Genomic DNA, 14,526 nt, shown 5'->3' on the forward strand with positions numbered 1-14,526 from the left:
TATAGTATATACACATGAAAAAAATAAGATGACTGTGCTGGACGATATTACTGCAGATTTTGAAGCTGGGAAAGTTTACGTTATTTTAGGGAAAAGCACTGAAAAAAGTACCTTGCTTGCTTTGTTAGCCGGAATCGATACCGTTTCAAAAGGAACGATCATGTATAAAAATCAGAATTTTCAAAAAATAGATCGTGATCGTTATCGCAGAACAGAAGTTGGGACGATTTTTCAGCAATACAATTTAATACCAGAGGCCAGCGCATTGATGATGTTCAAATTATTATCTTGGAAACAAGGAAATGATACGGAACGATTCCTAAGCTGTTTAAAAAAAGTCGGAGTCGATGAGAAGCAGGCGAATAAAAAAATCAAGAAGCTGTCTTTTGCAAATCAGCAGCGAGTGTGTTTGGCAAAAGCGGTATTGAACAATCCTGAAATTATCATTCTTGATGCGCCTGAAATTACGTTGAACCATCTTTCTCTAGAAGCAGTCATGACTTATTTACGTATGTACGCTAAAAATGAAAATAAATGTGTCATCATTGGCTCACAATCAAATGAGGTTGCAGCTTGTGCAGATGAATTATGGGGACTGAATGGTGGGAAACTATCATTTATCAAAGACAACACAAAAAATGATGGGAGCTAAGAATTAACATTCTTTTCCCAGTCATGTCTGTCTAAAATGGGAAGGAAGAATGTATGAATTATTGGAATCGAGCGTTATGCAGTGTAACAAGAAGAAAAGGGAAATCAATTATTTTATTTGCAGTTATTTTTATTTTAGGGAATGTGATTGCTGGTTCTATTGCAATCCAACAATCATCAGCGAACGTAGAAAAGAAAATCAAAAATGATTTAGGGGCGACCGTTACGATTGATATGGACTTTGATAAGATGATGGAAGAAGGGCAATCCTATTCTCCAGATCCATTGAAAGAAGAGGTTATCAAACAATTAGGGAAATCAGCCTATGTTAAAAACTTTGACTATAACGTAAAAACCAGCTTATTTGTAAAGAAAATCAAAGTCTATGAGCAGGAAAATTCAGGGATGATCGGCGGATTGTCAAATATGATTAGTCTTAAGGGAACAAATTTATTAGAACCATTGGATTTTAAAGATAAAAAAGTAAATCTGGTTGATGGTCGAACCTTTAAACAAGAAGAAATCGACAATGGGAAAGATGTTGCGATCATTTCAAAAAAAGTCGCTGAAGAGAATGGCTTTAGTGTGGGAGATAAGGTGGTCTTAGATAGTTCTATTGTCGATTATAAAGCAGATGGTTCCACTGAAGAAGTCGGTAAGTTAGATCATCCAGTTGAAATCATCGGAATTTTTGAACCAGTTAGTGTAGAGAAGAAAAAATCTGATAATAAAGAGAAACAAGGGGTCAATGAGCAATTTTTAGAGACCGAACAATTCAATACGATCTATCTGCCAAATGATGCAGTAACCGCAATCAGTAAACTTGAATTTGATAAAGGTAAAGAGTTATTGCCGGAGCGCTATAAAAAAGCGAACGGAACAGAGGCTACCTTTGAAGATATCAGCCAAATCGTTCCTACTTATATTCTTAAATCGCCGGAAGATGTAGAAGCATTTAAAGAAGAAGCCAAATCAAGTGTTCCAGAAGGCTACAAACTAAACGCTTCTACGGATCAGTATGATCAAGTTGGCGGTACAGTCAAAAAAATGTCACAGATTTCAGGATATGTCGTGCTATTAGCTATCGGTGCATCATTATTGATCATTTCTCTTGTCGTTATTTTATTTTTAAGAGATCGTAAGCATGAACTTGGTATTTACTTATCTCTAGGAGAAACCAGAGCGAAAGTCATGCAGCAGATTTTGATTGAATTGTTATTGATCAGCTTGATTGCGATGTGCTTGTCATTAGTAACAGGAAACGTTCTTGGAAAAATGGTATCAGAATCTTTGGTTGCTAACGATGCATTATCTCAAGCGGAAGGTGCAGCGAATAATGGAGTAATGATGATCGGCGGTTCAACAAATATGCCAAGTCTAACAACAGAAGAAGTTTCAGGAGCTTACGAGGTGAAATTCTCGATCAGCTATATCGTGACATTTTTAATTGCTGGATTAAGCACAGTTTTATTGTCTGCGATTTTACCTTTGACCTATGTCTTACGGCTAAATCCAAAGAAAATCATGATGTAGGAGGAACTCAAGATGACAATTTTACAAGCAAAAAATGTGAGCTACTTTTATCAAGATGGTGATAAACGCCGCATCATCTTACAGGACACTTCAATCAATTTTGAACAAGGCCAATTTTATACGATTCTCGGACAATCCGGTTCTGGCAAGACTACGTTTCTTTCATTAATCAGTGCATTAGATGAACCGAAATCTGGTGAAGTATTGTATAAAGGGCAAAATATAAAAGAAATCGGGCTGGAAAAATACCGTAGAGACGATATCAGTATCATCTTTCAAAGCTACAATTTAGTGCCATATCTGACTGCTTTAGAAAATGTATTGGTCGCAATGTCGATCACAGATAATGATATGCCTAAAGATGATCGTGAGGTCGCATACAATTTGTTGGATTATATCGGAATCAATAAAAGTAAAGCCGATCGTTTAGTCGGACAATTATCCGGTGGGGAACAGCAGCGGGTCGCTATCGCTAGAGCGTTAGCAACAAATGTCGATATCATTCTCGCAGATGAGCCAACAGGAAATTTGGACGAAGGAATGGAACAGGAAATCGTTGACATCTTCAAAGATTTGGCGGAAACACATAACAAATGTGTGATCGTTGTAACCCATTCTAACGAAATTGCCAATCAATCAGATAAGACTTATTTCTTAAAGCAAGGCGAGTTGATGTTGAATGAGTGATTTTTTATCTAATTTCAATAAAAATAATTACGATGAAACCAAAGAGAAAAAGCAACAAGTAAGCAAGGAGCAAAAGCCTGTAAAACAAGAACCGGTAAAACAAGAGCCAAGACAGGAATCTTCAAGATCAGAAGCGTTGCCTAAGGCTCCAATCACTCCAACCAATGATACACAGAAACCAGAAGCACCTCTTCCAACGCGCACACAACAATTGGAGGCAGATACTGAAATCGATCCAACCTATCATCAGAAACGTAAAAGAAAACGGTTGTTGCGCGGAGGTGGTGTGTTCCTTTTACTTTGCCTAGTCTATATCGCCTACTATCAAATGACCCACGTCAAATTACCGGATTTTACTGGTGAAGACTTAGCGCAAGCTCGTACCTGGGCTGCTGAAAATAAGCTGAAACTTGACGTTGAACAGACGTATAGCGATACAGTTGAAACAAATAAAGTCATTTCTCAAAAAAATAAAAAAGATAGTAAAATAAAAAAAGGGTCTGAATTGAAAGTAGTCTCAAGTTTAGGTGCTGATCCGGAAGAAACGTTAAAGCTACCTGATTTTATGAAAATGAAAAAATCAGAAGCGGAAAAATGGATCAAAGAACACAAAGCGGACAATCTTTCTCTTATTGATGAATACAACGATACTTTAGAAAAAGGCAAAGCTGTTCGGTTCGAAATTGTAAACAAAGAAGTGACGAAAGACAATTATAAGCGTAAAGACAAAGCGAATATGTACTATTCTAAAGGCAAAGAAACCTTTGAGAAAACAATTTCTGTACCAGACTTTACCAAAAAAATGAAATCAGAAGTTGAAAGCTGGGCCAAGACGAATGAGATCAATGTGACCTATGAAGAAGCCAGTTCAGCAGATATACCAGCAGAAAGCATTATTTCTCAAAGCATTGCTAAAGATCAAAAAGTTGCTAAAAAAGATAGTTTAACTGTGACTGTCTCACTGGGTAAAGGATATGTTGTACCCAATTTTGCTGAATATACGCAAGAAGATGCGGGAACTGCTGTTGATGGTCTAATCATCAAAGCGAAAAATGTTTTCACAAATAACGTGCCTTACGGACAGTTGATATCGCAAAGTGTTGAGGCCGGCACAACGTTGACGAGTAAAGATAATTTGAAGGTAGACGTTTATTATTCAGCAGGACAGCCGTATTTGAAAGATTTGAGAAATAATACGGTGGAAGGCGATTTACAAAAACTTTTCTACGACGAGTTTCAATCAAAAGGTGCAAATGTTCAATATACTGTTCGGTATGTGGATTCTGCCGAAGCAAAAGGAACCGTGGTCGGAATGAGCGCCTATAACCAATATATTCCGTTAGACTATACAGTCGGGCTGGATGTCAGTTTAGGAAATCTGGCAGGAGCAAGTGAAAAAAGATCAAACAATGCATCAGAATCAGGTTCTGCAAACAACGAAGAGAAGCAAGAACAGTAATTATTAGAATAAAAAGAGACAAAGTCAAGAGAAAAAACGCTCTTGACTTCTTTTTTTTGATTAGAATTTAATGAGAGATCTATTTTTGATTTTTCGAGTTGCATAGAGTAAAAAGTATTATTTTCACTTTGTATATAAAAAAATAATATATTTATTTAGCGAAAAGGAATTTTAATGTTAAATAAAAGATAAAATGTCCGTTTTTTTATAATTTTATGCCTGTTTAGAAACAAGCTTTTAGAGGTTTGTTTGTTAATTATTTCTTTATTTATGAAAAAAGTTAATTTTTATTATGATTTGGACTTTTTATTGTGTGATATATATTTGTGTAAAATTTATTTTTGGAGGGGGAAAAATTTAAAGGGAGAATTCTCATTGAATCTTCCTTTTTGTAGAGATTATCAAAGTTTTTAGTAAATGGTATAAAATATTGAAAAATAGGAATGGAAAAGCATGATATAATTTACACAAAAGATGTTTTTGAAGAGGGGTGATAATATACTATGATACGAAGAGGAGAGATATTTTATGCCAATCTTTCGCCTGTGATTGGATCGGAGCAGGGGGGGATTAGACCTGTATTGATTATTCAAAATAATAAAGGAAATCTATTCAGTCCAACATTGATCGTTGCTCCAATTACTAGAAATGTAAACAAAAAGATGCAGCCAACACAAGTCAAAGTGGATATACCGCATGACGATCGCATGACACCGTCATTGGTGCTGCTTGAACAAATTCGAACACTAGATAAAGAACGAATCCTGCATAAAATTTGTCAGTTGCCTAATGAAGATATGATAAAGGTCGATCAGGCACTAAAGATAAGTATTGGTATTCGTTGAAATTAGAAGTTATACATAGCTAATCATACATAGATATTTGTAAAGAATAGATAATTGAACATTGAGGATTTTATCAAAAAATTTATGAATATACGTTTAAATGATGAAAATAAAAAACGTCTGAGCAGAGGTGTTCAACTACGAGACATAGACGTAGTTGCTTCTGATTTCACCGTTTAATTGTAACCTAAGTATCTTGAGCCTGTCTCAATGATACTTTTTTTCTTGGTCAGTAATCTGGCTGAGAGAGCTTTCTTTGAAATTTAACGTAATTATAGCTATAGTAGAAATAAGGGAGTTGAACGGGATGAAAAAAATTCGTTATGGTATTTTGAGCACGGCCCAAATTGTTCCGCGATTTGTTCAAGGCATCAGAGCAAGTCAAGCAGGAGAAGCATTTGCTATTGCATCAAGAGCACTGCCAAAAGCTGAAAAAATGGCTAAAGAATTAGCGATTCCAAAAGCATATGGCAGTTACGAAGCATTGTGCAAAGATCAAGAGATTGATGTGGTTTATGTGGCGACCTATAATAAAGGTCACTATGAATGTGCAAAGTTAGCTTTGCTGCATGGAAAGCATGTGCTGGTGGAAAAGCCGTTTACTTTGTATAGTGAACAAGCTGCCGAGCTTTTTGAATTAGCAGAAAAAAATGGCTGCTTTTTGATGGAAGCACAGAAATCAGTTTTTCTACCGACGACCCAGAAGGTCAAGCAGGCAATACAACAAAATAAAATTGGCAATGTCCATTTTATGAAGTCTATCACTACATATCCAAGTGTGGATCATATCGCTTGGTTCCATTCCTTAGACTCTGGCGGCGGAGCTTTGCATGGCTCTGGAAGTTATCCGATCCAATACATGCAATTTTTGCTGGATCAGCCGATCACAGCTTATGCTGGAAATGCAACGGGAGAAAAGAATAAAACAGATGATCAGGTCGACTTAAGTTTGGCATTTCAAAATCAAGTATTAGGTAATATTTTTGTTTCAGTCAAAGTTGATATTCCAAGTAAATTGACTATTTATGGTGAAAAAGGACGAATTGATGTTCCAACGTTTTGGAAAGCAAAACAAGCAATTCTTTCTAGTAAGGATGGTCAGCAGGAAATATTGACTGGTGATTTTGAGAGTGAGTTTACCTTTGAAATCGATCATGTGAATGAGTGTCTGCAACAAGGTTTGTTGGAAAGCCCTGTGATGACGAAAAAAATAACCATGGAGACTGTCGCACTCGTTGACAAGTTATATCAAAAATGGGTGGGTGAAGGTCAAATTGGTTGAAAGAAACTGCGGTTGCGTTTAGAAATTATTTATGGTAAAGTAGCTTCATGCGACGAGTTGACTTAATCAGACAGCATTTGCTGTTCCGTTTTGGCGGCTAGTGATTAACCAATTAACAGAGGCACATATGTTAAATCATACCTACCGGATGTAGGCGTGTCGGATAAATATTTTTGTGGAGAAGATTTTATCTATTTATGTATATAAATACTGTGTGAAAAAAGAAGACCTTGGTCTTCTTTTTTTGTTTTGTCTAACTAAGCTGAAAATGATTAGGGTGGGAGTCTAAGACTTTTTCAATTTTTATAGACGCTTTATTTGCCGTGCCGTGTATAAACGTGTATGAGGAATCTATTTGGTGCAATAGGTATTTAATACGTCCGTTTTTCTTTTGCACTAAACAAAAAAGCTGTGGATACGTGGAATTTAGACTAGAATACTTTAGATTACTAGGGTAAAATAACGAATAGACTAGGTTGATCTTATTTTTTTAATGAAGATATTAAGAAAGTTGCACTTACACAAGTGCAACTTTTTTGTGTTGTTATAGAATAAAAATCAAGCTATAGTTCAAATGTAAGAGGGGAAAGAGAGTTGGTGAGCAGGATGTCTCTGCACTTAACGAAACGGGAAATAAAAATTTTACTGCTGCTTTTAGATTTAGAAGACAGTGTGACAACAAAGGAATTGGCTGAAACTTTTCAAGTAAGTGTACGGTCGATCAAATACGATTTAGAAAATATTCGAGAATGGTTCGATGAACAAAAGGTGGTTTTGCATACACGCCGTAATAAAGGCATTTGGCTGGAGATACCAGATTCAGAACGTTTAACGTTGAAAAACGAAATCATCGAAGTTGAACGCTTTGAGACTTATCCAGATCAAGAACTGCGAATAAACCAGTTGATTTTTCGTCTGTTATTAACGCCGGCATATTTAACATCGCAGGAGCTTTCAGAAGAAATTCAAGTGAGCCGTAATACGATCATTAGTGATTTGGATCGGGTGGAGGAACTGATTCATTCATATGAACTTACGTTGAACAGACAAAGTCGTCAAGGATTTTCGATCACTGGAGATGAAAGTAAGATCCGTCTGTTAATGGAATTCATCACACAAAAAGAGATAACGGAATACGACATTTATCAAATCATGAGCTATTTTGTTCAATCTGGTCAGCAAAAAAAGATGAAGGAAGTTCATGTGGGGGTCAATACGATCTTTCAAAAAATTTACCAAGTTGCTTTGAAAGAAATGACGAATTTGATCGATCCTTCTTTATTCGATCAGTTTAATTACGCTGAAATCCTTTCAATCACTTTGCGTGTGGCGATCGCGGCTTCGCGTATGCAGCTGCATCATACTGTTGGCGGCTATAAGATGCTGACGAATCAAAAAGTTTTACAACAAAAGCAGGAGCTGCCGTTTTTATTGATGAAAAAGGTGTTTGATCACTATGAACTGCCGTTGTTAGCGGATGAATATTTCTATATATACAGTGATGTATTTGTAGCGAATGATCGTCAAGATATTGTTGGTTTGACAGAAGAGCTGATCAAAGATGTTTCAGAAGAAATCGACTTCCCTTTTTATCGAGATCAGCAGTTATTTACAAATCTTTTTGCACATTTATCCTTACGCTTAACCAAAAAGCATCTATACATCAATGAATACAATCCATTTGTCGATGATATTAAAGCAAAATATCCTCAATTGTTTTCAGCGATCCAACATGCAAGCCAAAGTGATATCGTCGGTTCTGCCTTATTGATCAACGATTCATTTATCGCCTATATTGCATTGCATTTTTTAGTTGCATATGAAAAGAATCAGCACGAGATCAATGTTGTACGGATCGTGTATGTCTGTTCTACAGGGCTGGGTGTAACTAGTTTGATCGAACAAAAAATTCTGGAAGAAGTAGCGAATGTCGAGATTGCTGGTTTTGCATCTGTTTTGAATGCCGTGGAGGTTATTGAAGCAAAAAATCCAGATTTGATTCTAAGTATTTTTCCGATTGAAAGTATGAATCGCCCATTTGTCAAAGTCAATCCTTTACCGACTGAAGCAGATATTCATAGCATTCAAGAAGAAGTCAATAAGATTTTGACTCATACGAAAGCAGGAAAAGTGCCTCGTTTAATTCCACGTAAGCAAGTAAAAGAACAACAAGGGATCGAATCAGAAAGCAGAGATATTTTAGTTCGGACGTATATTATCTATGAAGAACTGCTAAAAGCCTTTGGTGAAAACTTGACACAAGAATATAAAGAAGCCTTTTTACTACACGTGATGTTGATGGTTCATCGCATCACATTCGACAGTCAGTATGAAAATGAAGGCAATATTGTCAAGGAAATCTTATTGATGCAGCATGAATTGGTTCAAAAGATTGAACAGATTTTCGCTAAAAATGATTTGATGGTGAATCAAGCAGAAATAACTGCTTTATTGAACTATATAAGAAAGGAGTAGCATGTATGAAGCTGACGGACGATGCAAAAAAAATAATAGAGGGAAGTTCATATCAAGTTGAGCTGGAAGCTGCGCTTGAAAAAATCAGAGAACTATTGATTGAGCAACGGATCGAACCAACTGAATTACAGTGGACGATACTGATCAACCATGTGAATGAAATGATCAAGCGTTCAAAAAACAATGAAAAGATGGCAGGTGTTGATCCAGCCATGTTTGAAGAAGTGTCTAAAGAAGCATTGATGATCGCAGATCAAGTTGTCCAGTCTATCGGTAATTTACCGCAAGATGAAATGTATGTACTGTCGATCCATTTTGAGGCAGCAAGACAAAACGAAGTGTAAGCAAGTAAAGGAAACAGCCGGATAAAAAATGGTTGATCAAAGAACAATATTTATCCGAGACTACTATAAAAAAATTGGAGGAATAAATCATGGTAACAGTCGTAATCGCAGATCGTTTAGGTAAAGGTCAAAATGTCGCAAAAGGTGTAGAAGCAGCTGGCGGGAAAGCCGTTGTTGTTCCAGGAATGGGCGCAGATATGCGTTTGGGAGATGTGATGCAGCAAGAGAATGCGGATCTAGGTATTTCATTTTGTGGAAGCGGTGGTGCAGGAGCCTTAACAGCTGCCACTAAATATGGTTATCCAGAACGTCATGGTATGCGCTCGATCGATGAAGGTGTAACAGCAATCAATGATGGTAAAACCGTTTTAGGCTTTGGTTTTATGGATCAAGAAGAATTAGGGAAACGAATTGTAGAAGCTTACATGAAAAAGAATGCTTAGGATTTACGATTAGTTGCAACGAAAATCAGGGGAGGAAGCATCGATGGAACAAGTAACATTAAAAAAGAAGCAAGTCATTCAAGTGGAAGGAACAGGGAAAGAAAAGAATTTGGCTTTTGCAAACGCACTGAATCAGATCCACAATCGAGTGTTGAAGGAAAAAGATGACGTCATCGTACGTATCGAGCCTTTAGATATTCAAATCGTCAAAGCGGATCAAGAGACGTATACAGAACGTTTTCTATTCTTCTTTTTACCAAGAATACGTGCGGATTATCGTGTCGTGCTTGATGTGACAGTAGAAATCACTTTGATCGAAATGGATACTGTTGCATTTATTGAGAAAAAAGTTACGGATCCAAATGGTCTTCCTCTTCCGTTTGGAAAAAGGAAAAGAATACAGAAGGAGGCAAATTAAATGGATGTGTTAGTTGTTTTACTTAAATCATTATTGATTGGAGGTGTCGTTGGTTTTGCTGCAGGAGCTGGGGCAGCTAGAATGTTTCACGCACCAAGTACCCAAGGTTTGGGTGCATTTAGAACGTTAGGAGAGATGAATGCATGTGAAGGAGATGCGGCTAGCCACTTTTCTTTCGGGCTGGGGTTCTTCTTTAACGCATGGGCTTCAACAGTGGGAGCAGGGGCGTTTACTCAAGATGTCGATCATCGTGTCATTCCTAACTGGGCAGCCGCTGCCTTGTTGGTAAAAAATAAAAATGTTGCTGAAACGATGCACAACCCTAAAAAAATGGGGATCTCTGGTGCTGTTATTGGGATGCTGGTCGTTGCGTTCTTGAATACCACAGCTTCTGCAATTCCAGAATCGTTACAAGTAACTGCGGTGGCTGTTTTAGTGCCTGCTGCGAATCTATTGATCAATACCGTTATGCCCGTGCTATTTTGGCTTGCGGCGATTGATGCTGGGAAGCGTTCAGGGCTTTGGGCGACGATATTTGGCGGATTAGCAACCATGATCATGGGCAATGCCGTTCCTGGGGTTGTTTTAGGTATTTTAATTGGTAAAGGTGTCGATGAGATCGGCTGGAACAAAGTGACGAAAAGTATGATGGCAGCAGTTATTCTATTGTTTGTATTGAGTGGATTTTTCCGTGGCTTTGATTTACAGATGATCGAAAGCTTCCGCATGCAAATTCCAGGCTGGCTGCAAAATATGCATGATGTTTTTACTATTGGTAATTAATTGAGCAGAAAGAGAGGCGTATACGATGGAAGAGATAGTAGAATTAGAAGGAAAAAAGAATTTTTGGTTTGCTGACTGGTCCTTTCCGATTTTGGTTGGATTGTTGTCTGCCGGTGTTTTTGCCGGAACACATATGTACTTCGAGCATGGAGTAGGGGCTTTTAATGAGGTAGCAATCGTTGCAATGTTAAAAGCTGGTATGGACGGCGGTTCATATGGCGCAGCAGCAGCGTTTGGTGCGAGTTTCTTGTTTGCACGTATTTTAGAAGGTTCGTTAGTAGGGATCTTGGATATTGGCGGAGCGATTTTAACTGGGGTTGGAATTGGCGTACCTGCTATTTTATTGAGTATGAATATAACGGCACCAGTAGAAAATTTTGCCTTATCTTTGATCATTGGGATGATTCTTGGCCTGATCATTGGCGGTATTATCATCGTTATTCGTAAATTTACGATCAATCAATCGAACTCAACGTTTGGTGCAGATGTTATGATGGGCGCAGGAAATGCTTCCGGACGATTTTTAGGACCGCTGATCATTATTAGCGCATGTGGTGCTTCAGCGCCTATCGGGATTGGTTCGATCATCGGAGCAGTGGTTTTCTATGTTTGGAAAAAACCAATTGCTGGTGGCGCGATTTTAGGAGCAATGATATTTGGTGCAATCTTCCCGGTGGATTTACCTAGTTAAACAGCTTTAAAATTGCACTTTTCTTTTGAAAACCGTTTACATTATAACGTTACTATGTTATTATGAATTAGAAATAATTATATTTATTTATCTAATTTTTTGAATGGGGGACAAAAGAAATGAATGGTTTTGTGTTATGGATGGAGCAGCATTTGATGCCCGTTGCGAATAAGTTTGGCTCGCAGCGGCACATGGTGGCAATTAGAAAAGGGCTGATCGCTACGATGCCATTAACAATCGTTGGCTCGTTCTTTACAGTGTTTCAGAATATTCCGATTGAAGCGTATACGAAGTTTATCACTCCGTATTTGCCTGTCTTGGATATTCCGTCAAGATACACGATGGGGATTTTAGCTTTGTATGCGACGTTTGGGATTGCTTCGGCATTGGCGAAAAGTTACAAACTGGATTCATTAAGTTGCGGTCTGCTTGCTTTGATGGCATTTTTAGTTACAGCAGCGCCTCCGACACGTGTGCTTGAAGATGTAACGGATGTGATTAGTGCAGGACGCTATATCAATTTAGCGAATTTAGGTTCAGCTTCATTATTTGGAGCTATTGTGACTGCGTTGATTTCTGTAGAGATTTATCGCTTTTTCATTGTTAAAAACATTACGATCAAGATGCCAGAAGGCGTTCCGCCAGAAGTATCAAACTCATTTATTGCGTTGATTCCAGGTGCGGTAATCTTAATGTTATTCTGGGTGATTCGTCACATTTTAGGATTTGATTTGAATGGCTTCTTAAGTACTATTTTGATGCCTCTAAAAGGAATTTTAGCAGGAAATAGTCTGTTCGGCGGTCTTCTAACAGTATTTTTAATTTGTTTCTTCTGGGTTTTAGGGATTCACGGTCCTGCGATCATGGGTCCAGTGATTCGACCTTTCTGGGATATGTCGATTGCAGAAAACGTAGATGCTTTTACAAACGGCGTCAGTGCGAATAACTTACCAAATATTTTTACTGAACAATTTTTACAATGGTTCATTTGGATCGGCGGAGCCGGTACTACACTTGCACTAGTTGTGCTGATGATGTTCTCAAAATCAAAATATTTGAAGAGTTTAGGTAGATTGTCTTTCCTTCCAGGTATTTTTAATATCAATGAACCAATCATTTTCGGAACACCAATCGTTATGAACCCAATTTTAGGGATTCCATTTATCGTAGCACCGTTAGTGACAACGACCTTGTCTTATTTCCTAACAATCAGTAACGTGGTACCGATGATGATGGCGCGTCTCGGCTTTGCTTTTCCTGCACCGATTGCCGCTTGGATGAGTACCAATTGGAGCATTACAGCAGCACTTCTTGTCTGTGTCAATTTCGCAATTACTTTGGCGATCTACTACCCATTCTTCAAAGTATATGAAAAACAACAGTTAGACAAAGAAGCAGAAGAGCTAGCAGCAGAGCAAGCGGCTAAAGAAGCTGTATAATCTAAAAAGAGAGGGAGGGTAGTAAGGTTACTATCCTCTTTGGTGTTTATAGTATGATCATGTGGTTTATTGTATTTTTCATTTTTTGTCAGATAATGATCGAAAAAAAATGGTTGCCTAAACAAATATTGAATTTGCGGCTGTTGCCTATCTGCGCCGTTTCGATCGGTACGATTTTGACAGCGATCGTGATAGGAATCCTCATTCGTCAACCAGTTTTCGTGGTGGGGACAGTAACGATTTTGTGCGGATCGATCATTTCGTGGCGCTATCGATCTTTTGGGACAGGGATTTCAGAAAAAGAATACAAATAGGAAGTATAATGGTATTATCTAAGCAAAATAACCGAATAAATTTGACCATCTAGAGCGGAGGAAACAGTGATGAAAAGAGCGTTAGGCGTATCAGTTTATCCAGACCATAGCGATATCGAAAAAGATAAAGCCTATTTAAAGAAAGCAAGTGAGTGTGGCTTCTCACGTATTTTTATGAGTATGCTGGAAGTAACAGAAGGCAAAGAAGTAGTAAAAGAAAAATTCAAATCATTGATTGGTTACGCGAAAGCGTTGGGCTTTGAAACAATTCTGGATGTTGCACCCAATATTTTTGATGAGTTGCAGATTTCTTATGATGATTTGACTTTCTTTTCAGAAACAGGTGCAGACGGGATTCGTTTGGATGTAGGATTTGACGGCAATAAGGAAGCAAAGCTGACCTATAATCCATTTGATTTAGCGATCGAACTGAACATGAGTAATGATGTGGCCTATTTAGATAATATTTTGACGTATGAAGCGAATGTTCCATTTCTATACGGCTGTCACAATTTTTATCCGCAGGAAGGGACAGCACTTCCGTACGATTTCTTTGAACGGTGCAGTGTTCGCTTCAAGAAGCAAGGGATTCGGACAGCGGCCTTCATCAATTCGCAAGCAGGAGTAATTGGTCCGTGGGATGTGAATGATGGTTTGCCGACATTGGAAATGCATCGTCATTTGCCTGTGGAAGTTCAGGCAAAGCATCTATTTGCAACAGGATTGATCGATGATGTGATCATTGGTAATGCGTATGCATCAGATGAAGAGTTAGAAACGTTAGGACAGCTAAACCGTTACCAGCTAGAGCTTTCGATTGAGTTTACAAACGAAGCAAGTGAAGTCGAAAAAGAAATAGTACTGACGGAACAGCATTTTAGACGAGGTGACATTACAGATCAAGTCGTGCGCTCGACTGAAGTCCGTAAAAAATATAAAAATGAAGGTAACCCGGCACATGATCACACACATGCGTTTCAAATTGGTGATGTTGTCGTCGGAAACGATGCGTTTGGGAAATACAAAAATGAACTGCAGATTGTTTTACAGCCGCATACCGATGACCGTAAAAACAAAGTAGGGCAAATAACAGAGAAAGAATTGTTGTTGTTGGATTTTGTAAAACCCTGGACGAAATTTAGATTTATAGAAAAGTAGGGGA

Annotated in this window: 15 protein-coding genes; all 15 read left to right on the forward strand. The window is 37.9% G+C overall.

Annotated elements, in window-relative coordinates; translation table 11 throughout:
• Positions 1-28 precede the first annotated feature (28 nt).
• The 15 genes from BCR25_RS16255 (at position 29) to BCR25_RS16325 (ending at position 14,522) form a co-directional block, all read left to right on the forward strand.
• Complete coding sequence (locus BCR25_RS16255) at positions 29-652, forward strand: ATP-binding cassette domain-containing protein (RefSeq protein ID WP_083242734.1); 624 nt, start codon at positions 29-31, stop codon at positions 650-652.
• 53 nt (positions 653-705) lie between these two features.
• Positions 706-2,184 (forward strand): ABC transporter permease, encoded by a 1,479-nt coding sequence (locus tag BCR25_RS16260; RefSeq protein ID WP_069664653.1) that lies wholly within the window; start codon positions 706-708, stop codon positions 2,182-2,184.
• A 12-nt stretch (positions 2,185-2,196) separates the two neighbouring features.
• On the forward strand, positions 2,197-2,871 hold the full coding sequence (locus BCR25_RS16265) for an ABC transporter ATP-binding protein (protein ID WP_069664654.1): 675 nt from the start codon (positions 2,197-2,199) through the stop codon (positions 2,869-2,871).
• Entirely contained in the window at positions 2,864-4,330 is a 1,467-nt protein-coding gene (locus BCR25_RS16270) for a PASTA domain-containing protein (RefSeq protein WP_069664655.1), read from the forward strand. Before BCR25_RS16265 ends, BCR25_RS16270 begins: the two co-directional genes overlap by 8 nt.
• Positions 4,331-4,833: 503 nt before the next feature.
• Positions 4,834-5,175 carry a type II toxin-antitoxin system PemK/MazF family toxin gene (locus BCR25_RS16275; protein ID WP_069664656.1) on the forward strand — a complete coding sequence of 114 codons (342 nt, stop codon included), beginning with the start codon at positions 4,834-4,836 and terminating at the stop codon, positions 5,173-5,175.
• A 307-nt stretch (positions 5,176-5,482) separates the two neighbouring features.
• Positions 5,483-6,457, forward strand: a complete 975-nt coding sequence (locus tag BCR25_RS16280; RefSeq protein WP_069664657.1) for a Gfo/Idh/MocA family protein — start codon at positions 5,483-5,485, stop codon at positions 6,455-6,457.
• Positions 6,458-7,063: 606 nt separating this feature from the next.
• Complete coding sequence (locus tag BCR25_RS16285) at positions 7,064-8,932, forward strand: BglG family transcription antiterminator (protein WP_069664658.1); 1,869 nt, start codon at positions 7,064-7,066, stop codon at positions 8,930-8,932.
• Positions 8,933-8,937: 5 nt separating this feature from the next.
• Positions 8,938-9,276 carry a PRD domain-containing protein gene (locus BCR25_RS16290; RefSeq protein WP_069664659.1) on the forward strand — a complete coding sequence of 113 codons (339 nt, stop codon included), beginning with the start codon at positions 8,938-8,940 and terminating at the stop codon, positions 9,274-9,276.
• Positions 9,277-9,365: 89 nt separating this feature from the next.
• Entirely contained in the window at positions 9,366-9,719 is a 354-nt protein-coding gene (locus BCR25_RS16295; protein WP_069664660.1) for a glycine-rich SFCGS family protein, read from the forward strand.
• 43 nt (positions 9,720-9,762) lie between these two features.
• Positions 9,763-10,137, forward strand: a complete 375-nt coding sequence (locus tag BCR25_RS16300) for a DUF4312 family protein (protein WP_069664661.1) — start codon at positions 9,763-9,765, stop codon at positions 10,135-10,137.
• Positions 10,138-10,920: a DUF4311 domain-containing protein gene (locus BCR25_RS16305; RefSeq protein WP_069664662.1), complete on the forward strand. Its 783-nt coding sequence runs from the start codon at positions 10,138-10,140 to the stop codon at positions 10,918-10,920.
• A 25-nt stretch (positions 10,921-10,945) separates the two neighbouring features.
• The gene (locus tag BCR25_RS16310) at positions 10,946-11,611 is read left to right on the forward strand and encodes a DUF4310 family protein (protein WP_069664663.1); all 666 of its coding nucleotides are present in this window, start codon (positions 10,946-10,948) and stop codon (positions 11,609-11,611) included.
• Positions 11,612-11,730: 119 nt separating this feature from the next.
• Positions 11,731-13,050 carry a PTS sugar transporter subunit IIC gene (locus BCR25_RS16315; protein WP_069664664.1) on the forward strand — a complete coding sequence of 440 codons (1,320 nt, stop codon included), beginning with the start codon at positions 11,731-11,733 and terminating at the stop codon, positions 13,048-13,050.
• 53 nt (positions 13,051-13,103) lie between these two features.
• The gene (locus BCR25_RS16320) at positions 13,104-13,364 is read left to right on the forward strand and encodes a hypothetical protein (RefSeq protein WP_069664665.1); all 261 of its coding nucleotides are present in this window, start codon (positions 13,104-13,106) and stop codon (positions 13,362-13,364) included.
• A gap of 69 nt (positions 13,365-13,433) precedes the next feature.
• The gene (locus tag BCR25_RS16325; protein WP_069664666.1) at positions 13,434-14,522 is read left to right on the forward strand and encodes a DUF871 domain-containing protein; all 1,089 of its coding nucleotides are present in this window, start codon (positions 13,434-13,436) and stop codon (positions 14,520-14,522) included.
• The last annotated feature ends 4 nt before the right edge of the window (positions 14,523-14,526 follow it).

Origin of the sequence: Enterococcus termitis, assembly GCF_001730305.1 — a bacterium.
GTDB lineage: Bacteria > Bacillota > Bacilli > Lactobacillales > Enterococcaceae > Enterococcus_L > Enterococcus_L termitis.

Bases quoted from the DNA above. Each gene is read 5' to 3' on its own strand.
- BCR25_RS16255 (WP_083242734.1), top strand. From the start codon at position 29: ATGACTGTGCTGGACGATATTACTGCAGATTTTGAAGCTGGGAAAGTT.
- BCR25_RS16260 (WP_069664653.1), top strand. From the start codon at position 706: ATGAATTATTGGAATCGAGCGTTATGCAGTGTAACAAGAAGAAAAGGG.
- BCR25_RS16265 (WP_069664654.1), top strand. From the start codon at position 2,197: ATGACAATTTTACAAGCAAAAAATGTGAGCTACTTTTATCAAGATGGT.
- BCR25_RS16270 (WP_069664655.1), top strand. From the start codon at position 2,864: ATGAGTGATTTTTTATCTAATTTCAATAAAAATAATTACGATGAAACC.
- BCR25_RS16275 (WP_069664656.1), top strand. From the start codon at position 4,834: ATGATACGAAGAGGAGAGATATTTTATGCCAATCTTTCGCCTGTGATT.
- BCR25_RS16280 (WP_069664657.1), top strand. From the start codon at position 5,483: ATGAAAAAAATTCGTTATGGTATTTTGAGCACGGCCCAAATTGTTCCG.
- BCR25_RS16285 (WP_069664658.1), top strand. From the start codon at position 7,064: ATGTCTCTGCACTTAACGAAACGGGAAATAAAAATTTTACTGCTGCTT.
- BCR25_RS16290 (WP_069664659.1), top strand. From the start codon at position 8,938: ATGAAGCTGACGGACGATGCAAAAAAAATAATAGAGGGAAGTTCATAT.
- BCR25_RS16295 (WP_069664660.1), top strand. From the start codon at position 9,366: ATGGTAACAGTCGTAATCGCAGATCGTTTAGGTAAAGGTCAAAATGTC.
- BCR25_RS16300 (WP_069664661.1), top strand. From the start codon at position 9,763: ATGGAACAAGTAACATTAAAAAAGAAGCAAGTCATTCAAGTGGAAGGA.
- BCR25_RS16305 (WP_069664662.1), top strand. From the start codon at position 10,138: ATGGATGTGTTAGTTGTTTTACTTAAATCATTATTGATTGGAGGTGTC.
- BCR25_RS16310 (WP_069664663.1), top strand. From the start codon at position 10,946: ATGGAAGAGATAGTAGAATTAGAAGGAAAAAAGAATTTTTGGTTTGCT.
- BCR25_RS16315 (WP_069664664.1), top strand. From the start codon at position 11,731: ATGAATGGTTTTGTGTTATGGATGGAGCAGCATTTGATGCCCGTTGCG.
- BCR25_RS16320 (WP_069664665.1), top strand. From the start codon at position 13,104: ATGATCATGTGGTTTATTGTATTTTTCATTTTTTGTCAGATAATGATC.
- BCR25_RS16325 (WP_069664666.1), top strand. From the start codon at position 13,434: ATGAAAAGAGCGTTAGGCGTATCAGTTTATCCAGACCATAGCGATATC.